Genomic DNA, 25,767 nt, shown 5'->3' with positions numbered 1-25,767 from the left:
ACACTCCTTCGCCCCGGCCCTTTCCGACGTTAAAGCAGCCGCAACCTCTCTGGAAACTCCCGCACGGCGTCCGCTAGAATTTCTCGATATATCTCTCGGTCCCGTGCGGTGAGGCCGGACAGGTCCTCGTTCAATATCTCGATGAGAATGTCGCTGGTCTCCAGCCTGCCCAGAAGCATATCGTTGAATGCATCCCAGCCATTGAACGAGCTATATCCCAAGTATGCCGTGTCAGTGATGCGGCTGAAAAGATCGTCCTTTGTCCTCACAGACGAGTCAATCGTGACGACGTAACGTTCCTTCGGGATGGCCATTGCCCGTTTTGACGCGCCCGATGAATGTCTGCAATGGGTCGAAAGCAGTCTGTCCGCAAACGGTTGAGCCAAGGTTCGGAGGATTTGACGCCCTGAATGGCTGCCATGGGTAGACAGCGGACGGTCGTCAGTCGACCTCCTCAATGCGCATGCAAGCGCGGAACACGCCACCCTCTGTGTCCTGTCGGTGCCAGACTTCAACGACATTGTAGTATTTGAAGTAACCTGGCGGCGTGTCGATTGAGAGATATTCACCGATGCGGGGCAGGAACTCGAACCCCGCCACGATTAGTGGTTTTAGGGCGTCCTCGTGGTCAAAAACTTCTACGATCGGCACGGTGGCATGTTACGCAATTGCCGAACGTCCGCAATGGGTCGAAAGGAGACCGTCGGCAAACGACCCATTGCGGACATTCAGGGCAGTCGGCGGTCTTTGGAGTGTCGCTCTAGGTTCGCAAGCGTCCGAATGGATCGAACCTAGTCCAGCTTCTCATGATCCCATCTTCGGATCACCGCGTCGAAGCAGTGCAGGAAGCTCTGCTCGGGCGGTTTGTCGCCAAACGCCGGATCATTCGGCACCATCATGCACCTGGCCAAGGGCGAGAACCGACTTCTGCGCCTCGAAAGTTATCGCAGGATCGAGCCCTCTGCCAGCCAACTCGCTGACGATGCGCGGTGAAGCCGCGCAGTACGGCGTGATCCATCGCGGATTGCATCATCCGTTGGTGGACATCCGGCGTTCGTCGCTGAGTCTACCACACGCTGGGGCCCAAACCGCGCAGCCAATCCCGCCAGTCGTCGGACGGTGGCACTTGCTCCAGGCTCTGTTTGAGGACAGCCTCCGACATCAGGCCGAACAGCGCCCCTTTGTCCGCCCCGTGCCAGTAGAGGGATGGGGCTCGGGCGCCGACGGCCACCGCCACCTTGCGCAGTGTGACGGTGGCAAGGCCGCGCTCGGCGAGGAGGCCCAGCGCCGCGCGGACGATGGTCTCCCGGTCGAGATTGCGACTATCCATCCTCCCCTATTGTGCAGACTAACAGTGTTAGTCTAGAGCGTACCGCCCCTGAGGCGAGATGGAGGGACTGGTGAAAACGTGCAGGCTAGTCCTAGTGGCGTCAGCCTGCTTGGCGGCGGCCACCGTACGCGCTCAGCCCGCCGAGGCCGGGCCACAGGCGCCCTCCGGCCAGCCGCTTCCTCGCACGCCGTGGGGAGACCCCGATTTGCGCGGCACGTGGCCGCTCCAGAACATCAACGATGCGCAAATCCGGCTTGAGCGGCCGACGGAATTTGGCACCCGCGAGCGGCTCACCGACGAGGAGTTCTCCGCGCGGGTGCAGGCCGCCGAGCAGTCGGACGCGAATTTCTCCGTCGAATGGGGTGGCGGAGGAACGGCCGGTTTGGCCGCGTGGCTTCGTTCCTCGGCAATGGGACGCCGCAGTTCGCTGCTGATCGAACCCATCGACGGTCGGCTTCCGCCTCTCACAGAGGCTGCCAAAGAATTGTATGCTAGGGGCCGATCCACTTGGCGTGCCCCCGAGGCCACCAACTGGGTCAGCGATCTGGATGCTTTCGAGCGCTGCATCACCCGCGGCTTCCCCGCAGTCATGCTGCCGCAGCCTTACAACAATGGGATCCGCGTATTCCAATCGCCCGGTTACGTTGTGCTGCAGCTGGAGACTTTCGGGGCGCGGGTGGTGCCGCTTGGACGTGATGGGCACTGGCCCTCGCCTGTGCGCGCGTGGCACGGTGACAGCCGCGGACGTTGGGAAGGCGACGCGCTGGTCATCGAGACTACCAACCTGAAGAGCGGCGACAGCGCCACGACGGACGCGTCAGGGCGTGCCGCGGGACCCATTCCGGGGCGCACGCTTGCCACGCTGCCGGTGGGTCCATCGGCCAAGGTGACCGAGTGGATCGCCCGGACCGGGCCGGACACGATTTCCTACCGCGTGAGATATGAGGATCCGGACGTCTTCACCGCGCCCTGGACTGCTGCGTTCGAGTGGTCGCGCGACGACGGCTACGCAATCTACGAATACGCCTGCCATGAAGGGAATACCGTTCGTGAGGCGATCACCTCGGCCAGGGCGCTGCGCAGGGAGCTGTCCGGAGCGGTTCCGCCGCAGGACGCCGCCCGCTAGCTCCGGCCCGCTCCCCCGACGTCCGCACGAGGTCAAAAACGGAAATGAGCCGAATGTCCGCTTTCCACCTTTCGCGGTCACAGTCGACCACGCAGGGATCACCCAAAACTCGACCGTCTGCTTTTCTCATTCAAGCGTTCATTAACGGACCGACAGCATTCGAACCTTTGCGGACATTCGAGGATTGCCGGATAGTTATCGAATGATCGAACGCGAACCGACCTGGCTCTCGCACATCGTCGGCTGCGCGAAGCTCATTGGCGTCGGCCAGCTGGAGACGATAAGCAGTGAGTGAAGCGTCGGCGCCGACCATTATTACGCCGCGCTTCGTCCTGCGCAAACTTACTCGCGCGGACGCGCCCGCTCTTTATCCCAGCTTTGCCGATCCGGTCGTCATGCGCTGGTGGAGTCGCGGGCCCTTTCTGAGCGTGGAGGAGCTGGCCGAATGGCTCGTTCCCAGCACGGGTTGGGAAAAAGGCCGAAGCTGGGCCGTGACTGAGGGGGAGGGAGGATCAGCCATCGGCCGGCTCGCCGCCATCGATCGCGGCGACGGCATCACTGAACTCGCTCATCTGGTGATCCGCGAGAGGCAGGGGCAGGGTGTCGCCCGCGAGGCCCTCGGCGCGCTCGTGGATCATCTATTCGGGATCGAGCAGCGCCGCCGGGTATTTGCCGACACCGACCCTGACAATCTGGCGTCCAACCGAGTGCTCCAAAGCCTCGGCTTCGTTTGCGAAGGGCGCTTGCGCGAACAATGGACCACTCACATCGGCCGCCGAGACAGCTTGATTTGGGGTCTCCTCGATCACGAATGGCAATCGCGCGCTCAGTCCCCGAACTGACAGGGGCCCTGCCGGTTCAACGATGAAATGCGCCCCGATCGGCGTCCCACTGGTCTCGGTCATCTCTGCGCAAAGCGTGAGCCAATTCACATGCTCGCTTGCAGGCTCCAAGCCGTCATACCCGAGGTCATAGATGGCGTCTATGAGATCTATACCATAATGGCATCTGGCGTGATGGGCGCTCTCTAACGATGCTGAATTGGTTGCAGATATCATTCTCGTCCCTCTGCGTGCTGGACGAAATCACAGCACGGAGGGCGAACATTGCGGGTGTTGGGCATGAATGGAACTCGCGTAGGTAAAAGGCTGATAGGCACTCAGGCGCCCGTCACCGTGGGGTGGGAAAACATACCCCGCGTAGAGGGTGGCCCGGTGAAGCAGTTCGTCTTTACCTGGTTCCAGCCGACCATGCTCTTCGCGCTGCTCGCGTTCTGGTACTACGCACCCAATTCGATCGCCAAGGCGTCGACCGCTATCATGATCGGCATCGGCTTCCGGGCGTTTCTGCTAGCACTCGAGTGGGTCAACCCACGCTTCGATAGCTGGCGCCTGACCTGGAAGGAATTGGCGACCGACCTGTTCTATGTCGGACTGGGCTATACGCTGCTCCGCGTGGTCGACGAGTACATTGGGGACGGCGCCATGGTCGAAGCCGTCCAGGGTTCCTTCGACTGGGACAAATTCGCGTGGTTCATGGGCCTGCCACTCCTGCTGCAGGCCTTCCTGATCTCTTTCATCTTCGATTTCGGGCAGTACTGGATGCATCGCGGGATGCATAACTGGCATCCACTGTGGCTGACGCATGCGCCGCATCACTACATCACCCAATTGAACATCAACAAAGGCGCAGTCGGCAATCCGATCGAACTGTTCCTGATCGGGCTCGGTATCGGAGGGTTCTTCGATTTCCTGCCGCGGGCCGCCCTGCTTGCCGGCACCCTCGGTCTGGCGGTCGGAACCTACCAGCACATCAACGTCCGCTTCAACTCCCCGCGCTGGTGGCGCTTCGTGTTCAACACCACCGAGCACCACAGCGTGCACCACTCACAGGACTTCGAAGCCAGCCGCAGCAACTATTCCGGCACCTGGATCATCATCGACCGCATGTTTGGCACCTGCGTCGACGGCGAGGCGGAACTGCTCGGGATGGAAGGCGGGCGCCGGATGTCGATCCGCGAGACGATGGTCTATCCCTTCGCCGAGGGCTGGAAGACGCTCAAGGAGCGGTTTGGAAGGCAGGAGGCGGTGCCGGCGGAATAATGGAACGGCTCCTCTCGTACGATCACTCTCCCCATTCGTTTTGGCCATGCCGGGCCGCCGCTAGCGGCCCCGGCTTGAGCCTGGCTGTCCCGGGCTTCACCGAAAATTTCGCTCAAGAGGAGATCCCGTGAACCTGCGCTTCACCGACTGGATATGGCACGTAAAGGGCAGCCTGGCCCTCGCTCCCGGGCAATCGAGCGACGAAGCCTTTGACAGGCTCGATCCCCTCTTCCGTGAACCCGGCACCAGCCACAAACGGACTGGCGACACGCTGACGTTCCGCAAGAAGGACCAGGCGGCCCAGGACAAGATGTCCATTTTCACCGATGGCATCCTGCAGATTGAAAGAGGCGTGAGCGGACTTGTCCTGCGCTATCATCTGACCAGCCGGGCCTTGCTGCTCTGCTTTCTCGCGCCGCTGCTGTTTCTGGGATTTGCTCAGCTTACCGTAGCCATCGGCATTCTGGACAAGCCGACAGCCGAAGAGTTGGCGAAAGAGAAGAAGAAAGAGGAGGAAGAAGAGAAGAAGATTGCGGCGCGGCCGCTGAATCCGATCGACAAATTCCTTGGCGCGCCGGCACCCGACAAGCCGAAGAAGGACAAGGGCAAGGACAAGAAAAAGAAGGGCGAAGAGGAGGATCACGGCCCTTCGCCAATGCCCGCCTATGTCTTCGCCGGGATCTTCGCAGCCCTGTATATCGGGGGACGTATCCTCGAAGACAGGCTCGTCAAGTCGCTGTTTAGAAAGCGCTTGCTGGACTCATAACCTTACACAAGCCGCCCGTTGTCTCCATGCGTGGGCGGCGCCTCGGCGCAAACAAGGTCGGACCGGTAGCTCCGATCCGACCACGTCGTCAGTTGTCGGCATTCAGCCTTTCGATATAGGCGCGCCAGCCACCGAGATGAGTAATATCCTCCGCGCCGGTCAGGGCACGGGGCTCGGCCACGAAGCCTTTGACGCTGGTGCCGTCGGCCAGGGTCACCGTTCCGATGGCCAGCGGGGCCGGAACCTCGACGACGAAGCTCCCGAAGGCCGCGACGTCAAGCTCATAGACTTCGACCGCGATCGACGCGCCCTCGGAACTGTGGACCAGGGCCGGCTTGGGCGGAACGCTGTCCGCCATCGCATAGAGGCGATAAGTCGGCGCCGTTTCGAAGGCGCCGACGAAAGCCGCGTCCCTCGAGGTCAACTGCCAATGCAGCGGCATATCCTTCAAATGGGCACCAACGACGGCCAACTTCACCGTTTCCATTCTTCCCTCCAAGTCGAGTGCGGGTGCGGCCGGCAGGTCAGCCGTCGCGAGATAGGTTTCTGCCACTGCAAGCAGGCCGCGGTCGCCGTTGGCGGGGCCGATGAGGGTGATGCCGAAACCGGTCCCGTTCGAACGGGCACCGGCGGGCACCGCCACTGCCGCCATATCGAGCAGGTTCACGAAATTGGTATAGCGACCAAGATTGCTGTTTAGAGCGACAGGCGACGCGAGCAGCTCCGCCACGCGATATGTCGTGCCGGCGGTCGGAAAGGCGAGAAGGTCGACCGTGTCCCACAGGCCGTCAGCGTGGCGCTTCAGCTCGGCGAGCCGGTAGATGCCGTTCCACAGCTCGACCGCACCAATGTCACTGCCCGGCTGTATGACGCTACGGACGGTTTCGTCGATCGCGTCGGGGTTGCTCGCCAGCAGCCCGGCGATCGCGGCGGTACGCTCTGCGACCCAAGGTCCGCCGTAAAGAAGCTGAGCGGCCTCCAGCAGCGGCTCCAGGTCAATCTCGACGACCTGTGCCGTCTCGGACAAGTGGTCGAGCGCACGGTCGTAGAGATATTCGGATTGGCTGTCGCCGAACCACACGCGCTGATCCGGGAAGGGTACGCCGATGCGCTCCGGCCGAACCGGCGCGTCAGCCAGGGGTTTCGAGTAAGGATCGGCCGGATCGAAGCCCGCCACGACCTTATCAACCAACCGTGCATCCGCCACCGTATCGGTGAAGACCGTAATGCAGTCGAGCGTGCGGCACGCAGGGACGAGCCCGCGCGTGCTCCAGCGACCCTTGCTGGGCTTGAATCCCACCAGGTGGTTGAAGGCGGCAGGTACCCGGCCCGAACCCGCGGTGTCGGTGCCTAGGGCAAAAGGCACCAGTCCGGCCGCAACAGCGACCGACGACCCCGAGCTGGAACCGCCGCTGACATAGGCGAGATTGTAGGCATTGCGCGGAATGCCATATGGGCTGCGCGTGCCGACAAGCCCGGTCGCGAACTGGTCTAGATTGGTCTTGCCGACACAGATCGCTCCAGCCGCTTCCAGCCGTTCGACGACACCGGCCGATCCTGCGGGCCGGTAGGCGAACGCGGGACAGGCCGCGGTCGTCTCGAACCCGGCGACGTCAATGTTGTCCTTCACCGCATAGGGGACCCCGGCAAGCGGAAGGGTCTCGCCGGCCGCGAGGCGTGCATCCACCGCGCGGGCGGCAGCCAGGAAATCCTCGGGCTCAATCCGGCTAATCCAGATCTGCGGCTGGACGGCGTCATAGGCGGCGAGGCGGGCCAGGGTATTCTCGGCCACTTCGACCGCGCTCGATGCCCCGCTACTGACAGCGTTGGCGATGGCCGCCACGCCGTATCGGTTCAGCGCGGTCATCAATGCGGCCTCAGGGCCAGCATTGGCGTGCCGGGTTGCAGTGACTGCCGCTCCTGCATGTAAAGCGCCGCAATCGTGCCGCTTCCGGGGCTTTCGAGCGGGCATTCCATTTTCATCGATTCGATTACCGCGATGATGTCACCCGTTTCGACCGTATCGCCGGCAGCCACCATTAGCTTCCAGACGCTTCCCCCGAACGGCGCCTCGATCACGTCCGCTCCTTCCGGTACTTCGATGGCAGCCGTCTCGGCGCGCGCGGTGGCGCCACCATCCGCAAGGTCGGTAACGCGATCGAATTCGCCGGACCGCTGCCATTCGGCACGCTCCTCGTCGAAGGCCGCCTGGCGTTGAGCCTCGAAAGCAGCGATCGAGCCAGCATTCTGCGCGAGGAAAGCCCGGTAATCCGCAAGGCGGAATTCGGACTCCTCAACTTCGATCGAGCGCCGGCCATTGGGAAAGTCTCGGCGCCACTCGACGAGCTCCTCTGCGCTGACCTTGAAGAAGCGGATCTGGTCGAAGAACCGTAACAGCCACGGCTTGCCGTCGACGAAGGCATCCGTCTGCCGATGAGTGTTCCACACCTGAATAGTCCGACCGAACAGCTGATAGCCGCCCGGACCCTCCATTCCGTAGATGCACATATAGGCGCCGCCGATGCCGACGACATTGGGCGGGGTCCAAGTCCGTGCGGGGTTGTACTTGGTAGTGACCAGCCGGTGCCTTGGATCGACCGGTGTCGCTACCGGCGCTCCGAGATAGACGTCGCCCAATCCGAGCACGAGATAGCTTGCGTCGAAGATCAGGCTCTCGACCGCGTCGGCATCGGGCAGGCCATTAACCCGGCGGATGAACTCGATGTTGTCGGGACACCACGGCGCGTCGTCACGGACGGCGCCCATGTACTTCTCAATTGTCTCGATCGTTGCCGGATCGCGCCAGCTTAGGGGAAGGTGGACGATGCGCGAGGGCGCCGAGAAATCCTCGAGATCGCCGAGCGATTCCTCAGCTGTCATCAGGACGGCGAGGGCGCCGCGCTGGTCGAGCACATCGCCATCGAAGTGCAGCTGGAGCGAACGGATGCCGGGCACGATGTCGATGACGCCGGGCAAGGCCAGCTCCTCGAGCTCGGTCATCAGCGCGTGAACGCGGATGCGAAGTTCGATGTCGAGCACGATCGGCCCATATTCGACCAGGATATTGCGGTCGCCCTGCTGCCGGTAGACCGTGCGCGGACGCAAGCCCTGTGCCGGAGTTTGCGCGAGGATGGGCGAAAGGGTTGCGATGTCGCGCGCCGGCGTTTCCGCTGCGAGAAGCTCAAGCGGAGCCTGGTTCGCCGCGGCCGCGTCTTCCGCGGTGACCGGAACGAACCGCAGGCGATCGTCCGGGGAGAGTTGCCCGATCTTCCAGCGATCAGCCGCGATCACGGTAAACGGACAGACGAACCCGCCAAGCGATGGGCCGTCAGGGCCCAGGATGATCGGCATGTCCCCGGTGAAATCCACGGCGCCGATGGCGTAGGGATTGTCGTGAATATTGGAGGGGTGCAGGCCCGCTTCGCCTCCATCCTTTCGGGCCCATTCCGGCTTGGGCCCGACCAAGCGAACACCGGTTCGGTTGCTGTTGTAGTGAACCTGCCATTCGGCGGCGAGGAAGGCACGAATGTCGTCGTCGGTGAAGAAGTCCGGTGCGCCGTGCGGACCGTAGAGAACGCGCAGCGTCCAGGTTTCGCCGAAGTTCGGTGCAGGGCTGGGCAAAGCCGGCGTCGCAACTTCCGCCGTCCCGAGATGAACCGTGTCGCCGGCCAGCAGTCGCCTTGCTGCATGTCCGCCGAACTGACCGAGTGCAAAGGTGCTGCGGCTATCGAGGTAGGGTGCGATATCGAGCCCGCCGGCGAACAGGATATAGCCGCGCATACCGCCGCCTGAAGCCCTGCCCAGGGCAAGTGTCTGGCCGGCCGCAATGTCCAAGGCAGTGCCGCGTTCGACGGGCTTGTCGTCCAGCATGGCGCCGAAATCAGCACCGATGACGCACACGCGCGCGGGTGCATTGAAGATCAGGGTCGGGCCACTGGCGGTGACCTCCAGCCCGGCCGTGCCCTCAGGATTCCCGAGCACTCGGTTCCCGATGCGGAAAGAGCGGTCATCCATCGGGCCCGACGGGGGGACACCAATCGCCCATAGGCCCTGCCGGCCGGGCCAATCTTGCACTGTGGTCGCGGTACCGCCGCTGACCACGCGGAAGCTGCGCGGATTGTAGGTGACGGTCTCGAGCAGTTTGGTCGAGACTTCCCCACTGGCGAACCTCCCGTTCCTCACGACATCGCGCAGCCAGCGCAAATTCGTTTCGATGCCGTCTATGCGGCTTTCATCGAGCGCGTCCTGCATCGCCGCGATGGCCGCCTCACGCGTCGCGGCGTGAACGATCAGTTTGGCGAGCATCGGATCGTACCAGGCGCTGACCTCGCTGCCGGCCATGCACCAGGTTTCGGCGCGAATGTCCGGCGGAAAGCTTACGGCTGTCAGCGTGCCGCTGGTGGGGCGATAGTCGAGCGCGGGATCTTCGGCATAGAGGCGCACTTGCAGCGAATGGCCTTGCGGCACTGGCGGTTCGGCATCGAGGAAGGAAAAATCACCCGCGGCCCCGCGGATCATCCATTCGACCAGGTCGATCCCCATCACCTCTTCGGTGACACCGTGCTCGACCTGGAGACGGGTATTCATTTCGAGGAAGAAGAATTCCTGCCGATCCGCATCGTACAGAAATTCGACAGTTCCGGCGGAGCGATAATTTGCCGCTTTGCCAAGCCGGACTGCGGCGGTGGTGAGTTCGGCACGCTTGGCTTGGGATAGGAGTGGGGCGGGGGCTTCCTCCACCACCTTCTGGTTCCGGCGCTGCAGTGAACAGTCTCGTTCGCCCAGCGGCATGACCCGGCCTTCGCCGTCACCGAATATCTGGACCTCGATGTGACGCGCACGGCCGATGTAGCGTTCGAGGAACACACCGGCATCGCCGAAATTTCCTTCGCCCAGACGTGCGACGCCCGCGAAGCCCTGTCGCACGGAAGCTTCATCCTCGCAGATGCGCATGCCGATGCCGCCGCCGCCGGCGGTCGCCTTGAGGATCACCGGAAAGCCGATCTCCCGCGCCGCCTGGGCGGCTTCATCCTCGTCCGTCAGCAGGCCCGTCCCGGGTGCCAGCGGCACGCCATGCTCGGCCGCCAGCGCCCGAGCGCTATGTTTCAATCCGAATGTGCGGATGTTCTCCGGCGTCGGGCCGATGAACACGATCCCGGCGGCCGCGCAGGCGTCGGCGAACTCGGTGTTCTCTGCCAGGAAACCGTAACCCGGATGGATCGCGCCCGCGCCGGTATCCTTCGCGGCCTGCAGGATCGCGGAGATATCGAGATAGCTTTCCGCTGCCGGAGCGGGGCCGATGCACACCGCCACATCCGCCTGCGAGACGTGGAGCGAGCCGGCGTCCGCCTCGGAATAGACCGCGACCGAGCGCAAGCCCATGCGGCGCAAGGTGCGGATGATCCGGGTGGCGATCGCCCCCCGGTTTGCAACCAGGACTGTGTCGAAGTTCATGCGGTGACGATCATCCGAACGGGTGTGGGATTGAAGGCATTGCACGGGTTGTTGATCTGCGGGCAGTTCGACACGACGACGATGACGTCCATGTCTGCCCGTAGATCGACCGTCAGGCCGGGTGCGGAAATGCCATCGACGATGCCCAGCGCACCGTCCTCTTCCACTGGCACGTTCATGAAGAAGTTGATGTTCGAAACCATGTCGCGCTTGCCGCGGCCCTCGATCAGGTTGGCTTCGAGAAAATTCTCGACGCAGGCGTGCTGCGATTTGGTGTGATGGCCATAGCGCAGCGTATTGGACTCGCACGAACAAGCCCCGCCGATCGTGTCGTGATATTCGACCGAGGTGCCGACGATCGTCATCATCGCGCGACCTTCGTTAGAGCGCAGCACCGCTCCGGTACGCAGGAACAGATTCCCCTGCGCCGCGACGGTATCTTGCGCGCTGTAGCGCTCGGCATCGTCGGCGGCGGCATAGAGCAGGAAGTCGACCGCCTGGTTGCCCTCGAGGTCGACGATGCGCAGCGTCTGGCCAGCGGCCACATGGTGCAGCCAGGGCGCTCTTGCCGGGACGATCTCGTCATGGACGACAGTGCCGGCAAGGCCCGAGAGGCCCGGATCGGTGGTCATTTTGGCCTTGGCGTCCTTTCTAGCGACGGAAATAGTCTTCGACATTCAGGAACGCCCGCAAACCCTCCGGCGTGGCCGAGCGAATGGCGTCGGTCTCAGGGGTAACCGCGCCGCGCCAGGCCGAAACCCGCAGTGGCGTTACGGTCCATTGCGCGCGCGGATCGAGCACGTGCGGGCAGTTGGCGATCACGACGATCACATCCATTTCGGCTCGCAGGACCATGCTCCGTCCAGCCTCATAGGGGCCGATAAGCGGTGTGATGGTGCCGTCCGCCTCAATTCGCGTGCCTTTGAACAGGTTTACGCAAGGGTGGACGTCCCGCCGCTGCAGTCCATGCTTGGCCGAGCCCAGCACGAGCCGATCGCGCCCATTGGGAAAGGCGCCACTGTTGCGGCCTTCGCCGTATTTCGCCTGATTGGTGGCGGCGTTGGAGGTGCCGCAAAAGGCGTCATGAGTTCCCGCCTCGTCCGCGAGGATGCTCATCAGCACGCGCCCCATATCCGATAGCAGCAGCTTACCGGCGCCGAGGTAGGCGTTCCATTGCACCTTTACCGTGTCGGCGACGTTGAGCCGCTCGCTCGGCATCTCGGCGTTGTAGATCAGCACCGACGCACAGGCGTCGCCTTCGAGATCTATCAGGCGCAGGCGCGAACCGCGGGCCAGCCTGCGGGTCGCATAGCCGCCCGCGGCGATTGTTTCCTCCCACAGCAGGTCTTCGGCAGGAACGTCAGTCGGAAGGTCTACGGCGACGGGCGGTACTTGCGGCATCGCTTCCACGACGGTGCCAGCCATGGCGCGAGCATGGTCACGTGCCGCCATGGGATCGGCAAGGGCGCCCATCATGCGATGGTTTCCTTTTCTGCGGGGCCTTCGCCGCCCAATTCGTGGAGCGGCGGGAGCAGGGCGGTGGTGGTGACGAGCTGTAACTGATGCACGCCGCGGATGCTGCGTAAGGCATCGCACAGCTCCTTGAGGCGAATGGCCGGCCCCTGAACCAAGAGCACCTCGAGCGACTGGTCGTCCTCCAGGAATACGTGTTGGGAGGAGATCACTTCCTTCAGGTATTCGACCTGGGTTTCGGCAAGCTGCTGACGCACTCGCCCGCGATTGCCGCGATATACCAGCGTGATAGTACCAGCGAGCATGTCCTCGGGTCGCGTCAGCGCCTCGTGTTCGGCCAGTGCGTGGCGGATCAGTTCGGCGATCAGCTGGGAGCGCGACGGAAGGCCGCGTTCCTCAACCATCACATCCAATTGGCGGAAGAGTTCTGCCGGAAGGCTCATGCTGAGCCGGGCGAGACTGGTGGGATCGGGGGTCATCCTATTGTACTCTCAAATATTATTAAAACTGTCAATCGTAATACCGCTTTCCGCGGGAGCGGAGACGGCTTGGCGCTTGTTGAGCGGCAAATCATAGACCACCGTCGCGCCGAACCGATTGGGGGCGTGGGGGTCGTGACGGCGCTTGTCCAAGGCCAGCACCCGGGTCCCGAGCGTGAACGCTTCCTTGATGTCGTGCGTGACCATGATCACGGTCAGGGAATAGTCGCTCCACAGCCGAGTAATCAGCGCGTGCATGTCAGCTTTGATGCCCGGATCGAGGGCGCCGAAGGGCTCATCGAGCAGCAGGATCCGCGGACGTTTTATCAAGGCCTGCGCGATCGCCAGCCTTTGCTGCATGCCGCCCGACATCTCCGCCGGATAAAGGTGTAGGTTGTCGCCCAGGCCGACCGCGATGAGCATTTCTTCCGCTTCGGCCAGGGCGGTGCGACGCCGTCCGCCAAATAGCCGGGCCGTCAACGGGGCCTGCGCACATTCCAGGCCGAAGAGCGTGTTGCGCAGGACCGACAGATGCGGAAACACCGAATAGCGTTGGAATACCACGCCGCGATCCGGGCCGCATTCTGGCGCCAGCGGCGTGTCGTCGAGCAGGATCGAACCCCGCGACGGTGCCTCCTGCCCCAGTACGACGCGCAACAGGCTGCTTTTTCCCGCGCCCGATGGTCCGACGATCGAGACGAAGGAGCCGGCCTCGATATCGAGGTTCACGCGTTCGAGGACGACCTTATCGCCATACTCGACCCAGACGTTGCGGAGGCTTAGCAGGGCGCTCAATGGCTGGCTCCGTGTGCCCAGCGAAACAGCCGCCGGCTCGACCACACGAGCAGGAAATCGATCGCCACGGCTAGCAGCGCGATCCACGCCACATAGGGCAGGATGATGTCCATCGAGAGATAGCGGCGGACGAGGAAGATTCGATAACCAAGGCCGATGTCGGACGCGATCGCCTCTGCCGAGATCAGGAATACCCAGGCCGGGCCGAGCGACAGACGCACCGCCTGGATCAGGCGCGGCATTGCCTGCGGCAGCGCCACGCGCAGCATGAGTTGCCAACTGCTCGCTCCCAGTGTTTGCGCTTTGATGATCTGCTCCTTCGGCAACGCGGCGACATGCCCCGCAAGATCCCGGATCATGAAGGGCGCGATACCGATGACGATGAGCGCCACTTTCGCCGTCTCGCCGAGACCGAAGGCGATGAACAAGATCGGCAGCAGCGCGATCGGCGGTATGACTGCGATCCCCGTCACCAGCGGACTGAAGGTGGCTCGTACCGGCGGAAGTACGCCAAGCACGAGTCCCACCAGAAGCGCCGAAAGTGTCGATATACCGAGGCCAATGCCGAGCCGCTGAAGACTGGCGAAAGTGTCCGCCCAGAACAGCAACTTGCCGGAAAGCTGGTCGGGCTGGAACAGCAGCGCCGACATCGCTTCGGCCATCGCCCCCGGCATCGGCAGGATCTTGTCGTTGGGATTGTCCGCGTGGCGGCTGGCCGCTGCCACGAGATAGAGCAGCACCAGGAGCGCGATCGGAAGTGCGCCCAGAAGGATGCTGTTCCCTCGTCCGATCCGACGGTTCACCCAGCGCATAAGACCCCGCTTCTGCTGAAGACCGTGCGTTCAGAGCTTACCATCGGCAGCCATTTGCATGAAGGTCGGGTCGAAGCGCAGAGTGATGTTCTGCGTGTCGCCCAGCGTCTTGTTGCCCGGGAAAGACATGCCGACGGCGTCGGCGGACTTCGCTCCCTGACCGAACAAGCCCTTGGAGAAGCTGAAGTCGCGCACCCGGGTCATCGTGGTGAGGAGAGCGGGAGATGAAATGGCCTCCAACGCAGCCTTTGGATCGGCGTAGAGGAAGGTGGTGGCCAGTTGGCTCTCGAACTCTTCAGGCGTCGTGCCTGCCAGCTTCGCCATCGCCGCGCGTGCTGCTTTGCCTTCGGCATCCTGACGGTGCATCAACGCCATCGTCTCGTACCAGATTCCGGCCAGGGCCTTGCCCAGGTTGGGGTTGGCCTTCAGCGTAGCGGTATCGACCACCAGCAGGTCGAGGATCTCGCCCGGGATGTCGGCGGAGCTGAATACCTGCTTCGTACCGGGTGTGGCCCTCATGGTCGAAAGCTGCGGATTCCATGCGACTGCCGCTGTCACTTCCGGAGCCGCGAAAGCGCCTACAATGTCCGCGTCGGAAGTGTTCACCGTCTTGACGTCGGTGAGCGCCATCCCGGCGGATTCAAGCCCGCGAGCGAGCAGGTAATGGGAGACGGATAGCTCAACGAGGTAGACCTGACGGCCCTTGATAGCGCTGAGGTTGTCGGCGCCTTTTAGCAGGATGCCGTCGTTGCCGTTCGAATAGTCGCCAACGATGATCGCGCTGGTATCCTTGCCGCCGGCGGCGGGAATGGTCAGGGCATCCATGTTGGCGACAGTCACGCCGTCCAGCTTGCCGGCTGTGTACTGGTTCACCGATTCAACGTAGTCGTTCACCTGCACGAACTTGATCTGGACGCCGTATTTGTCGGCCCATTTCTTGACGATGCCTGCCTGCTGAGCAAACGGCCAGGGCATCCAGCCGGCATAGATCGACCAGCCGATGTTGAACTCCGTCTTCGGCTCCGCGGGCGCATCCGCCGCAGGCGAGCACGACGCCACCAGCAGGGCGCAAGCTATCAGTGCAATTCTTCCGGCGCTGCGGATCCCGTTGAGCATGATTCGACTCCTTTCGCACATGCAGCATTGCCGCAAAGCGAGGCGTTGTCCATCCGCTAATTATTACTGTTGATATAAAATGTAATATCCATATGATGATCGTCTCGCGGGCCGGATTGAGTGCGAACGGCAAGCCGCGGCGTCTGGGAGGGCGTGCATCGAAGGCTATCGTTCAAGGGCCGCGCCTGCGGCCGTTTTCGAAAGAACTCGATGCCTCAAAGCCCGACCTACAACCCGGTCCTCTCAGGCAATCCGCAGTCTGCGACGGCGCGCTCATACCCCAACGGAAACCCCACGCTCGGGTACAATCCGGCCGGGGCGCGCAACACCGACAGCGCCGTTCCGCTGCACCGCAAGGAAGCGGTTATCCACGACTATGCCAGCGACGGACCGGCACCAGGCAACTTGGCGTTCCGCTGGACTTACGGGTCGAATGTCGCAGCGAAAAATCGCGATCCGCGGGTGCAGGTGGTGCAATATAACGAGGACACCTTCGTGCTGCGGCAGAACGTCTGCGTGCATTGGGAGGCGCCGTTCACCTATTTGCTGTTCGGCAATGAGGGCGCGCTGCTGATCGATAGCGGCGCGACCGCGGACGCCGAGCTTTATCCGCTGCGCAAGACAGTGGACGCGATCATCACGCGTTGGGGACAAGCGCGCGGGCGCAATGCGGTTCCGCTTACGGTGGCGCTGACGTCAGGCGAGGACGTCGCACAAAACCAGGGGCTGGTGCAGTTTGCCGGACGTCCGGACACCACGATCGTCCCCAGGCCGCTCGGGGCGATGAAGGGTTTTTACGGCCTTGCTGCCAACTGGCCCGCGGGCCTCGGCCGGATCGATCTCGGTGACCGCGCGATCGAGGTGCTCCCCACACCGGGCACACACAGGGACGGGGTGAGCTTCTACGATCCCTATTGTGACTTCCTGTTCACCGGCGATCTGCTGTTCCCCGGCAAGATCAACATCAGCCACGACGGCGATTTCGTCGCCTCGCTCGAGCGGCTCAAGGCTTTCGCCGCAACCAAGCCGGTCAAATGGATCCTCGGCGGTCACATCGAGATGATGTTCGTGCCCGGGAAGTACTACGCCCGGTTCGCGACCTATAAGCCCTACGAACGTGTGCTCGAGATGGAGCCGAGCCTGATCAACGAGGCCCTCCAATATGGCCGCGAAGTGCAGGGCAAGGACATGATGCTCATTCGGCCGGACTTCGCGCTGTTCAATGGGGTCAGCCCCGATGCGCGGACACAGGTCTGGCCCGAGGGCGTGCCGAACATCAATGCCCCGCGCCCCTTCTGACGCCCCTCTGGACCCGAAGAGAGCCTCCATGGATCGCCGCACATTCCTCGCCTATAACGCCGCAGTGGCCGTGCCCCTGTCCGGCGCGGGCCTTGCTTCGTTTGCCAGCGCTGCATCGGCCGCGACCGGCGGGATGCCGATCGACTTCAAGAGCAACCTCCCCGCCGTGGGGAGCTTCCCCAAGAAGTGGATTTGCGGCTCGCCCTCCTGCATGGACAACATCGATCCGCCGGTGCAGGTCCATTGGTACAACCCCCACACGGCGATACTGCGGCAGAACAAGGCCTACAGCTACGAGGCGCCCTTCGCCCCGCTCTATTTCGGCAACGACCGGGTGTTGTTGCTCGATGAGGGCTTCGTGCAGCTTCGCAGCGATTGGGACCTGCGCGCGGTCGTGGATCAGTGCATCGACGAATGGTGCAGCCGCAATGGCCGCGATCCCGCCAGCCTCGAATTGCTGGTCGCCTTCAGTCACCTGCATGCGGATCACTACGCGGCGGTTAACCAGTTCGCCGACCGCCCAGATACCCGCTACATGGGCCTGACCCATGACGAGATGGTCGGCTTTTGGGGAATGACCAATTTTCCGGAAGAACGGGTGACGCTCGATCTCGGTGGGCGCGAGATCTTGATCTGGGGTTCGCCCGGCCACGTTGTGTCGGAATTCGCCTACTACGACAGCTACACCCAGATCCTCTACACCGGCGACATGTTCTACCGGGGCCGCTGCTACATAAGCTTCTGGGAACCCTGGTTCGACAGCATGAAGCGCCTAATCGATTTCTGCGACACCCACCCGGTGACGCATGTGATGGGCTGCCATGTGGAGATCAGCAACGCCGGCGAAGACTATGCCTATGGCATGACCTGGCAGCCGGACGAGGCGCCGGTCGAGATGACGGTGCAGCAGCTGCGGGAGGCGTTCGAGTACGCCAAGATGATCACCGAGCCCGGCATCTATTTCACCGGCACGGTTTTCCTCTGCAACCAGACGCGAGGCACGACGACAATCGATACCAATCCTTATCGTTACAGCTGAGCCGCGAAGGGCCCAGGACAGGAGCATGCGCATGAAGAAATCAGTTGGTCTGGCACTGGCTTCGGCCGCACTCGGCCTTTCGGCCCCTGGTCACGCCTCGGAGCTGACCGAACAGGAATTCAATGTGCCGGGCTTCGCCGACTTCCTGGCGATCGACGGAGCCACGGTGTGGACCACCAATGACGGCCGTGTCGAACAGTGGTCGATCGAAGGCAAAGTGGCGTCCACCGCTGTGCCGAGGCCCTGCGGCGCCATGTCGGTGGCATTCGGCTCGCTGTGGGTGGCCAATTGCAAGGACGGCAATCTCTACCGGATCGACGTGAAGACGGCCGCCGTGCAAGCGATCATCCCAACCGGGATCGCCAATCCCAAGGGCGAGACCAACGTCGTCGTCGGCGCTGGTTCGATCTGGGTGCCCAGCGACGGATCGGGCAAGATCGCCCGGGTGGACCCGGACACCAACACGGTGATCGCTTCGGTCACCGTCGATCCTGGTACCTTCTTTCTCGCCTTCGGGCTCGATGCGCTTTGGGCCGTCAGCAGCGATGCGCGATCGCTCCAGAAAGTCGATCCGATGACAAATGCGGTGGCGGGCAGGGTCGCGCTCGGCGCACAGCCCGGCTTTCTCGCCGCGGGTGAAGGGGCGGTGTGGGTGCAGGAGCAAGGCGATGGCACCGTTGCGAAGATCGATCCCGGCAAGCTCGAAGTGTCGGGTCGCACCAAGGTCGGGAAAACCTTGATGTACGGCGACATCGATGTTGGGGGTGGAGCAGTTTGGCTGCGCACGACCGAGGATCAGACCTTTGCGGTGATCGATCCGCAATCGATGGAAATTCTCGCCCGCGCCGGCAAGCCTGCCGGCAGTGGCGCGCTGCGTTATACACCCTCAGGTATTTGGACCACGGCGCATGATCAGCAGACCCTGTCATGGTGGACCGGGAGTGCAAAGAGCGGGGATTAGGCGGGCTGGGTTCGCCCGGATACGAATCGACGGGAAGGGTGCGCTGAAGCTGTTGCGGGAGCGTCACCCTGACCGACCCGATCCGGGAAAAATCGGACGATTTCAGGTGATACAGGGTTTTGGAAAAACATCCCAAGTTCAGTAACTTATCGTCCTGTAGCTCAGAAATATCCGCTCATAATTAATACGCTTGACGCATTAGGTAATATCTATACCGTGCCTATGTCGCCTGAAGAGCGGCATCAAGGCTCGGGGAGAGGATCTGCAACATTAGGCCGGTTAGCCGGCTTGATATGGAGATTCTAATGGACCAGCCGCCCGCCAGCATCGCTTATTTCGACGGCATCCAGGCGAGGTGCGGCAGCCCGGCGCCTGCGCCAAGCTGATTGATCGGACACCCGGAGGAACTCGGGATCGCAAGCCTCGACGAAACGAATAAGTCGAGCAGCAAGCGGGCCAGTCGATAGACCGAAAAACGGCCACGGCGGCAGCGCAAGATCCTCAAATCAAAGGCCAAACCGGTTCTGGCGCGAGCCAGGGCACGGGGAAGCTCTGCCCAAAAAGAAGATGGGGGTTACACATGACATATTGCGCGAAACTAAGGCGGGGACTTCTCTCAGCGACCATGTTCACCGGCGCGGCGTTGGCTACGCAGGCGTCGGCCCAGGATGCCAACAGTGCGGAACCGAGCACGGAGTTGCCCGCCGTCAGCGCCGCCGATTATGGCGACGCGATCATCGTCACCGGCACGCGACGCGCCACCACGATCATGGACACTCCGATCAATATCTCGGCGATGAGTGCTGAGGCCATCAACCAACAGCGGATCGACGACGTGCGCGATCTGGCGGCTTTCACTCCGGGCATGACCATAGCCGATACCGGCCCGCGTTCGACCGGTACGATCGTCCTGCGCGGCTTGCGCGCGTCGGACACCGACTCTTTCGGCTCCGATTCCGACACTGCCCTGGGCGTCTATCTCGGCGAGGTACCGCTCTATTTCGACTTCAAGCTGCTCGACCTCGAGCGTGTCGAAACGCTCCTTGGACCGCAGGGCACGCTTTACGGCCTAGGCACTCTTGCCGGCGCGATCCGCTATATCCCGCAGCGTCCAGATGTAACCAACATCGAGGGGGAAGCTCACGCCCGCGTCCATGCCAAGGATCACTCCGACAGTCTGGGATACCAGGTCGATGGTGTCATCAACCTCCCGATCGTCACCGATCACATCGCCTTTCGTTCGGCCACCGGCTATTACTTTGATCCGGGCTTCATCGATTACACACTCCTGCTGCAGAACCCGGGAGTGTCCTTGCCGCAGCCCGACGGACCCGACAGCATCTCCGACGCCGGATATGCCGCAAACCTTTACAGGCAGGAGGACCTCAACTTCGAGCGGACCTTCACCACGCGTAACCAGTTGCTGATTCAGACCACGGAAGACCTCAAAGCCATCTTCACTTACGCGTTCCAGAAAACCAATACCGACGGCACTCAATCCAACAGCGCCGGTGTTCTCGGCGCCGGCAAGTACGAATACGGAGCCCGCTACATCGAGCCGGTCTCTCGCCGCGCGCACCTCGCGTCGATGGAAATCAACGCAAACATCGCCGACATCGTCGACCTCGTCTCGACCACGGCGTACACCAATGTCCGCACCCAGGCGCGGGGCGACGTCACCGACCTGCTGCTCGACCTCGACTATGATTACGAGCTGTTCCCGGCCTTCTCCGGCTGGAACGAAAGCGTGGCGGAACGCGAGCAGGTCAACCAGGAAGTCCGGCTCGTGTCTCGTCACGGCGGCCCGTTCCGGTGGGTGCTCGGTGGTTTCTACAACGAGCAGAAGCTGCAGCGCGACTACGCCGAGCATGTCCCCAATCATCCGTGGGTCGAGTTCGGGACCACCCCCAACCCCGAGGAGCTGGAATACGTCTCCTACACGACCTCGAAAGTGACCGAGAAGGCCATCTTCGGCGAGGGTTCCTATCAGATTACCCCTGAGTGGCAGTTTACGGCGGGTGCGCGCTACTTCAAGTATAGTTCGGAGATCGCGGGCGCTGCCACGCTGCCGTTGCTTGGCCAGCCGCTCAGTCCCTACGACCTGCCCGTAAACGGGGGCAAAGATACGCAAGACGGCTGGGTGTGGAAGTTCAACACGTCCTACAACTTCAGCCGCGATGTCATGGTCTATGCGACCTACAGCAAGGGCTATCGCATCGGCGGCCCGAACACAGTCGCACCTTGCCAGAACCCGCTGCCCCCCGGGCAGAACATCTGCGCCCTGCCGGATGAACTCCAGTTCGGCCCCGACTCGACCAAGAACATCGAGCTCGGCGTGCGCACGCAGCTATTCGACGACATGCTGAGCTTCAACTTCAACGTCTTTAGAATCAATTGGGAAGGGATTCAGGTTGCCTCCGCCACCGTCAATGGCGCAGCCGGGATCACGGTGAATGGCGGCGCGGCCAGATCGAAGGGCTTCGAGACTTCGTTCGAGTTCGCTCCGATTCCTGAGGTGGCGATCCAGGGCACCTATTCGTACACGGATGCCTATTTGACCGAAGACGTCCCAGGAATTCTCACCATTCGTGAGACACCGGGCGACTACTCGAACCGTTTCGTCCAACTTGATGCCTTGGCCGGCGACCGCCTGCCGGGTTCCGCGAAGAATTCAGGAAGTCTTGGCGTTACCTACACGACGCCGATGTGGGACGGGGATGTCAGCGCCAACTGGACCGCAACCTATCGTGGAAGCGTCGTGACGCGGCTGGGCTGGGACCGGGCCTATGGCGACAAGCTTCCCGGCTATGTCCTGAACCGCGCGACATTGACCTATGACACCGACGTCTACAGCTTCTCGCTGTTCGTGAATAACATCTTCGACAAATATGCGATCTCGACCGTCGACAACGATCGTTCGCGGATTGGCGTCAATGACGGCGTCGCCGTGCGCTTCTACCGACAGACGGTGATCAGTCCGCGTACGTTTGGCCTAGAGGGTCGCTACAAGTTCTGATCTGCAGAGGGAGTGGGGCGCTTGCCGGTACCGGTGGCCGCCCTGCTCCCCTCGTCCCGAGCCGCTAGTCTATGGTAAATCCCTGGGCCTCGAGCCAATCCGCAACCGGGCGCAAGGCCGCCTCATGAGTGCGCCATTTTCCTATTGCATCGGCGTTAAGCGGTCGCCGAACTTGGGCCGCGCTGGGCGTCGCCACAGCGGCGGCATTTTCGTGAAATGACAGGCAAGCTTCATCCCAATTGAGGCCGCAATGTTCGAGCAGCTCCCGAGTTTGGCGCTGCTGATCCGTGACCAGAGCTTCGTACGACAACTGCAGTACCCGTCCAGGAAACAGACGCTCCCATAACTGCATCAGCCCGTCGAAGCGCGCGTAATAGCAAGCCGTATCCATCAGGTCGTAGGAATAGGCGTAATAGGCGGACTGGCTGGCGAAGAGGTTCTTGTAGTTGCTCCACACCGTATCCATCGGATTGCGGCGCAGGCAGACGATACGGGCATTGGGCAAGGCGCGCGCAATGTGGCCGATATAGAGGAAGTTCGCTGGTAGCTTGTCGGTAAAGCGCGAGGTCCCCGCGGGCCGATGATGGACGGCACGCGCGAGATAGGCATCGCCAATTGCCGCCGGATCAAGGGGTCCGCTCGCCGCGATCGTGGCGGGATCGATCACCGCGCGCGACTGCGTGCCGGCGAGCTGTTTGACGGCCAAGGGCATGGCTTGGAGCTCCCCCGCCGAACCGACATCGCGGTGCGACGAGAGGATACGGTCGACCAATGTTGTGCCGGTCCGCGGCATGCCGACCACGAAGATCGGCGCCGGGTCCGGGTTGCCCGGGACGGCGGCAAGAGCGTTCCTGTCGTCCGCGAACAGCGTTTCGATCGCGTCGAATATCGCGGCGTCCAGCGCGAAGCTGTAGCCGATCGTGCGCTTGTGCGCGACATTGGCAGTCCAGAGTTGGTCGAAAGCGGCGGGATCCCCGAGATCCTCCAGTTCCTTCGCCAGGGCATAGCGAAGGCGCAACGCATCTTCTGGCTTGTCAGCCGCAGCCACCGCGGCTTGCAGTCGGGGAACGTGATTGGCCAGGGATGTCTGGCGGGAGAGAATGGCGAGCGCATAATGTGCGCGGGCATTGCCCGGGTCCTTCGCCAGAATCGTTTCGTAATGCGTGCGGGCTTCGTCCACTCGGCCGGTGAAGCCGTTGGCTGCCGCCAGATTGTAACGATACTCCAGATTGCCCGGTTCGCCTGCGACGGCGGCAGTGAACGGTGCGATCGATTCCTCATGGCGTCCCAGTCGGGCCAACACGCATCCAAGGGTGTCGAGCGTCAGGGGGTCGTCCGGCGCCAGCGCTATAGCCTTATCCGTTGCATCCGCGGCTTCGCCATCGCGGCGGAGCAAGATGAGCAGCTTGGCCAGTTGCGCCAGATGCTCCGCCTGCGGCCCGCGCTCCAAGGCGGCCTCGATGAGAGGGACCGCCTTGGCGATCTGCCCCGCTTCTGCAGCCACGATGCCTAGCACGAAGAAACCGGCGGCTTGATCTGGGGCCGCCAAGACAAGCGCTTGTGCAGCGACTGCGGCGGCCGGCAGGTCACCACGCTTGAGCGCCGCCCTCGCTTGCGCTTCCAAGCTCATCGATTGGCAGTGAAGGAAGATACGCCCAGGAATGGATTTGTCGTCAGGTCTTCCGTTGCGACAATATCCATAGGCCCATCATATGGAGCGCCACTTGCCTTGGCAAACGCAAGATCGTGGGCGGCTGTCGGCCACCTGCCTTCTCGCGCAAAGAGTGCAACGAGGTGCAGGTGGCGGTAAGACTTAGCGGGCCGAAGCGAGCTGTGTCTGGCCCGCGCGAGCGGCGACCGCTGTCCGGGCTTCGATCTCGGTCCGAATGTCCGCAAGCACTGCCGTACGGCATTCGCGCGCGCGCGCGTCCATGTTGAGATGCACGCTGGCCAAGCGATCACCGCACACGGTGCGTGCGGCCTGGTCCATGCGAATGGCAAGACGCTGCTGCCCTTGGGCGGTCGAGAGGTCGAGACCGTCGAGGCGAAGGACTGCTTCATCCCTGGCGAACGGATTGTCGGTGGCGGCGGCGGACATCGAAGTCGCCAAGGCGCACGCGCCCAACACCAGAAGGCCTTTCTTCATTATCGTCTCCTGCACAAATATTCACCGCACTTCGGCGGTCTGCAGGTGCCATAGGCCCGGGAACAGGGTCTGACAAGACTTGAAAAGGCCAATATGTCTTGGCGGAGTATTTAATATTACTACTTATATGAAGTATATTAATAGCCTTATTACTGAAGGTGCAAAGTATATTACCGATTTTCGAAGACTAGTGCACGTTGATCACCAGCGAGGCGAGAACGGTCCCGTCCGCCAGTAGGCCGATCGGCAGGTCGACGCTGGCGATAGTCTCTTGCGCCATTTCGGGGTTGCCAATCGAGACATCGATCGTGCGGGCATTTGGGGCCGACCATTCGCGCACCACATCGACTGGCAGATGGACCGTCCATTTGCTGTCACCTTCGGCGGGCACGGCATAGCCGTTGATCCGCACGATCGAAGCCGGATTGTCGCGATGCCCAGAAACCCGCAGGCAGCTTTGCTCGCCGCAGCGGACGAGCTTGGCGCTCGGCTCCCGCGCGGCGAGCGCAGGTGAAGCGACACTTCCGGCAACGATCCCCACCGCCAAGGCCAGCAAACGACCGTGAAAGCGAAGTCTATCGAGGAAGCCAGGATGCCCCTGCGTGCCTGGCGGTGCGACCTTGCGTCGGGGTTCGTGACTGTTTGAATAGCTATCCAAGCGAACTGCACTGAAGGCCGCGATACGGTCCATGAAGGTCCTCCGACAGCGCGCCGCCAATCGGCGCGTTGCTTTCAGACCTCTCCCTGTGACGTTTCTGCTCTGAGGCTGAGACTATCGAAATTACTCAAGGGGTCAAGGCTGGGCATAGAGGGTTAAAAGCCCGCTTTGGAGTTCCCATTGATTTCATCTATGCCTAAGCCGTGTCCATCAATCGACCAGGGAACAAGCATGAGCGACGAGCCGCCGATGACCGACAAGAAGTTCGCAAGTCGGGTGGATTGGAACCTAATGCGTACCTTCGTCGATATCGTGCGCGCGGGGGGGATCGGTGCCGCCGCGCGGCAACTCAATCGCCAGCAACCCAGCATCAGCGCGGCCCTGAAGCGGTTTGAGGAGCACGTCGGGACCACCCTGCTGTACCGCACTGCAACCGGCGTCGAGGTCACGGCGGCGGGCAAAGCCATCTTGGCGCTGTGCGAGGACATGCTGGAATCGGCGCGATTGATGCCGCACCAGATCGCGCAAGCAACCAAACGGGTCGAAGGCATTGTCCGTATCCAGATCGTGTCGGGCCTTGTCTCTCCCGAGCTGGACGAGGCTATCGCCAGCTTTCACCGGCGCCATCCAGCCATTCATATCGAGATACGCGTTTCGCCTTGGCGCCAAGTGCTCGATGCGCTTGAGCGAGGCGAAGTGGAGATCGGTGTAGGCTACGACAGCAGCGTTCGCGGAAGCCTGATGTACGAGCCGATGCTGGTGGAGCGACAGCAGCTCTATTGCTCGCGGAGCAGCCCCCATTTTGGCCATCGCGTCAGCCGACTGCTCGAACTCAAAGACGAGGGCTTCGTGCTTACGGGGGAAGACGAGATCGAACTGATCACTCACTTGCGTCGACGTTATCGACTGGGCACCAACGTCAGCGGATTGGCCGAGGACATCAACGAAGCGCGGAGGCTCATCGTGCAGGGGGTGGGGATCGGCTTTCTTCCAATCCTTGCTGCCGAGAACGAGGTGGCCAAGGGCCGGCTTTGGCCCTTGCTCCATGCCGACTTTGAACCATCCTACGACATCTTCCTCCTGGCCCGTTCAGAACCGGCCAGGGACACGGCGACCCAGCTGTTTTGGGACGAGGTAATTCGACGTATTCGTGCCCAACAAAGGGCATAGGTCCAATCTATGCCTTTCATTGAAA

23 protein-coding genes are annotated in these 25,767 nt (G+C 62.3%); 9 read left to right on the top strand and 14 right to left on the bottom strand.

What is annotated here, in order from left to right:
- Positions 1 to 29: 29 nt before the first annotated feature.
- The 3 genes from KK137_RS07515 to KK137_RS07505 form a co-directional block, all read right to left on the bottom strand.
- Positions 30 to 314 carry a barstar family protein gene (locus KK137_RS07515; RefSeq protein WP_214535522.1) on the bottom strand — a complete coding sequence of 95 codons (285 nt, stop codon included), beginning with the start codon at positions 312 to 314 and terminating at the stop codon, positions 30 to 32.
- 127 nt (positions 315 to 441) lie between these two features.
- Positions 442 to 651: a hypothetical protein gene (locus KK137_RS07510; RefSeq protein ID WP_214535521.1), complete on the bottom strand. Its 210-nt coding sequence runs from the start codon at positions 649 to 651 to the stop codon at positions 442 to 444.
- Between the two features lie 415 nt (positions 652 to 1,066).
- Entirely contained in the window at positions 1,067 to 1,330 is a 264-nt protein-coding gene (locus KK137_RS07505; RefSeq protein ID WP_214535520.1) for a TetR family transcriptional regulator, read from the bottom strand.
- A gap of 94 nt (positions 1,331 to 1,424) precedes the next feature.
- On the opposite strand from KK137_RS07505, the gene KK137_RS07500 reads away from it, so the two are divergent.
- The 4 genes from KK137_RS07500 (at position 1,425) to KK137_RS07485 (ending at position 5,324) form a co-directional block, all read left to right on the top strand.
- Positions 1,425 to 2,456 (top strand): hypothetical protein, encoded by a 1,032-nt coding sequence (locus KK137_RS07500; RefSeq protein ID WP_214535519.1) that lies wholly within the window; start codon positions 1,425 to 1,427, stop codon positions 2,454 to 2,456.
- 287 nt (positions 2,457 to 2,743) lie between these two features.
- The gene (locus KK137_RS07495; protein ID WP_338028002.1) at positions 2,744 to 3,298 is read left to right on the top strand and encodes a GNAT family N-acetyltransferase; all 555 of its coding nucleotides are present in this window, start codon (positions 2,744 to 2,746) and stop codon (positions 3,296 to 3,298) included.
- Between the two features lie 279 nt (positions 3,299 to 3,577).
- Positions 3,578 to 4,558 carry a sterol desaturase family protein gene (locus KK137_RS07490; RefSeq protein ID WP_214535518.1) on the top strand — a complete coding sequence of 327 codons (981 nt, stop codon included), beginning with the start codon at positions 3,578 to 3,580 and terminating at the stop codon, positions 4,556 to 4,558.
- A 127-nt stretch (positions 4,559 to 4,685) separates the two neighbouring features.
- Positions 4,686 to 5,324, top strand: coding sequence for a hypothetical protein (locus KK137_RS07485; RefSeq protein WP_214535517.1), 639 nt, complete (start codon positions 4,686 to 4,688; stop codon positions 5,322 to 5,324).
- Between the two features lie 88 nt (positions 5,325 to 5,412).
- On the opposite strand, the gene atzF is transcribed toward KK137_RS07485, so the two are convergent.
- The 8 genes from atzF to KK137_RS07445 are packed head-to-tail and all read right to left on the bottom strand — an operon-like array spanning position 5,413 to position 15,453.
- Positions 5,413 to 7,191, bottom strand: a complete 1,779-nt coding sequence (atzF, locus tag KK137_RS07480; protein WP_214535516.1) for an allophanate hydrolase — start codon at positions 7,189 to 7,191, stop codon at positions 5,413 to 5,415.
- The gene (gene uca, locus KK137_RS07475; protein WP_214535515.1) at positions 7,191 to 10,778 is read right to left on the bottom strand and encodes an urea carboxylase; all 3,588 of its coding nucleotides are present in this window, start codon (positions 10,776 to 10,778) and stop codon (positions 7,191 to 7,193) included. Before uca ends, atzF begins: the two co-directional genes overlap by 1 nt.
- On the bottom strand, positions 10,775 to 11,410 hold the full coding sequence (locus KK137_RS07470; protein WP_214536060.1) for an urea amidolyase associated protein UAAP2: 636 nt from the start codon (positions 11,408 to 11,410) through the stop codon (positions 10,775 to 10,777). Before KK137_RS07470 ends, uca begins: the two co-directional genes overlap by 4 nt.
- Before the next feature lie 19 nt (positions 11,411 to 11,429).
- Positions 11,430 to 12,254: an urea amidolyase associated protein UAAP1 gene (locus KK137_RS07465; protein ID WP_214535514.1), complete on the bottom strand. Its 825-nt coding sequence runs from the start codon at positions 12,252 to 12,254 to the stop codon at positions 11,430 to 11,432.
- Positions 12,251 to 12,730, bottom strand: coding sequence for a CopG family ribbon-helix-helix protein (locus KK137_RS07460; RefSeq protein ID WP_214535513.1), 480 nt, complete (start codon positions 12,728 to 12,730; stop codon positions 12,251 to 12,253). The genes KK137_RS07465 and KK137_RS07460 overlap by 4 nt, the downstream gene beginning before the upstream one ends.
- Positions 12,731 to 12,742: 12 nt before the next feature.
- Positions 12,743 to 13,525 (bottom strand): ABC transporter ATP-binding protein, encoded by a 783-nt coding sequence (locus KK137_RS07455; protein ID WP_214535512.1) that lies wholly within the window; start codon positions 13,523 to 13,525, stop codon positions 12,743 to 12,745.
- On the bottom strand, positions 13,522 to 14,337 hold the full coding sequence (locus KK137_RS07450) for an ABC transporter permease (RefSeq protein ID WP_214535511.1): 816 nt from the start codon (positions 14,335 to 14,337) through the stop codon (positions 13,522 to 13,524). The genes KK137_RS07455 and KK137_RS07450 overlap by 4 nt, the downstream gene beginning before the upstream one ends.
- Before the next feature lie 30 nt (positions 14,338 to 14,367).
- On the bottom strand, positions 14,368 to 15,453 hold the full coding sequence (locus KK137_RS07445; protein WP_214535510.1) for a putative urea ABC transporter substrate-binding protein: 1,086 nt from the start codon (positions 15,451 to 15,453) through the stop codon (positions 14,368 to 14,370).
- Between the two features lie 210 nt (positions 15,454 to 15,663).
- On the opposite strand from KK137_RS07445, the gene KK137_RS07440 reads away from it, so the two are divergent.
- From KK137_RS07440 to KK137_RS07425, 4 genes are all read left to right on the top strand, one after another.
- Entirely contained in the window at positions 15,664 to 16,752 is a 1,089-nt protein-coding gene (locus tag KK137_RS07440) for an MBL fold metallo-hydrolase (protein WP_214535509.1), read from the top strand.
- 28 nt (positions 16,753 to 16,780) lie between these two features.
- Positions 16,781 to 17,791, top strand: coding sequence for an MBL fold metallo-hydrolase (locus KK137_RS07435; RefSeq protein WP_214535508.1), 1,011 nt, complete (start codon positions 16,781 to 16,783; stop codon positions 17,789 to 17,791).
- Between the two features lie 31 nt (positions 17,792 to 17,822).
- Positions 17,823 to 18,752, top strand: coding sequence for a Vgb family protein (locus KK137_RS07430; protein WP_214535507.1), 930 nt, complete (start codon positions 17,823 to 17,825; stop codon positions 18,750 to 18,752).
- Between the two features lie 625 nt (positions 18,753 to 19,377).
- Complete coding sequence (locus KK137_RS07425; RefSeq protein WP_250893615.1) at positions 19,378 to 21,768, top strand: TonB-dependent receptor; 2,391 nt, start codon at positions 19,378 to 19,380, stop codon at positions 21,766 to 21,768.
- 64 nt (positions 21,769 to 21,832) lie between these two features.
- Here KK137_RS07425 and KK137_RS07420 read toward each other — a convergent pair whose 3' ends face one another.
- From KK137_RS07420 to KK137_RS07410, 3 genes are all read right to left on the bottom strand, one after another.
- A complete protein-coding gene (locus tag KK137_RS07420; RefSeq protein ID WP_214535505.1) occupies positions 21,833 to 23,398 on the bottom strand; it encodes a tetratricopeptide repeat-containing sulfotransferase family protein in 1,566 nt (521 codons plus the stop codon).
- A 183-nt stretch (positions 23,399 to 23,581) separates the two neighbouring features.
- A complete protein-coding gene (locus KK137_RS07415; protein ID WP_214535504.1) occupies positions 23,582 to 23,914 on the bottom strand; it encodes a UrcA family protein in 333 nt (110 codons plus the stop codon).
- 187 nt (positions 23,915 to 24,101) lie between these two features.
- Entirely contained in the window at positions 24,102 to 24,605 is a 504-nt protein-coding gene (locus KK137_RS07410) for a hypothetical protein (protein ID WP_250893614.1), read from the bottom strand.
- 198 nt (positions 24,606 to 24,803) lie between these two features.
- On the opposite strand from KK137_RS07410, the gene KK137_RS07405 reads away from it, so the two are divergent.
- Positions 24,804 to 25,742 (top strand): LysR family transcriptional regulator, encoded by a 939-nt coding sequence (locus tag KK137_RS07405; RefSeq protein ID WP_214535503.1) that lies wholly within the window; start codon positions 24,804 to 24,806, stop codon positions 25,740 to 25,742.
- Positions 25,743 to 25,767 lie beyond the last annotated feature (25 nt).

The sequence above is a fragment of the Croceibacterium selenioxidans genome, from assembly GCF_018599195.1.
Lineage (GTDB): Bacteria > Pseudomonadota > Alphaproteobacteria > Sphingomonadales > Sphingomonadaceae > Croceibacterium_A > Croceibacterium_A selenioxidans.
Note: the sequence above shows the minus strand (reverse complement) of the source record. Positions and strands in the feature narration are given on the sequence as shown.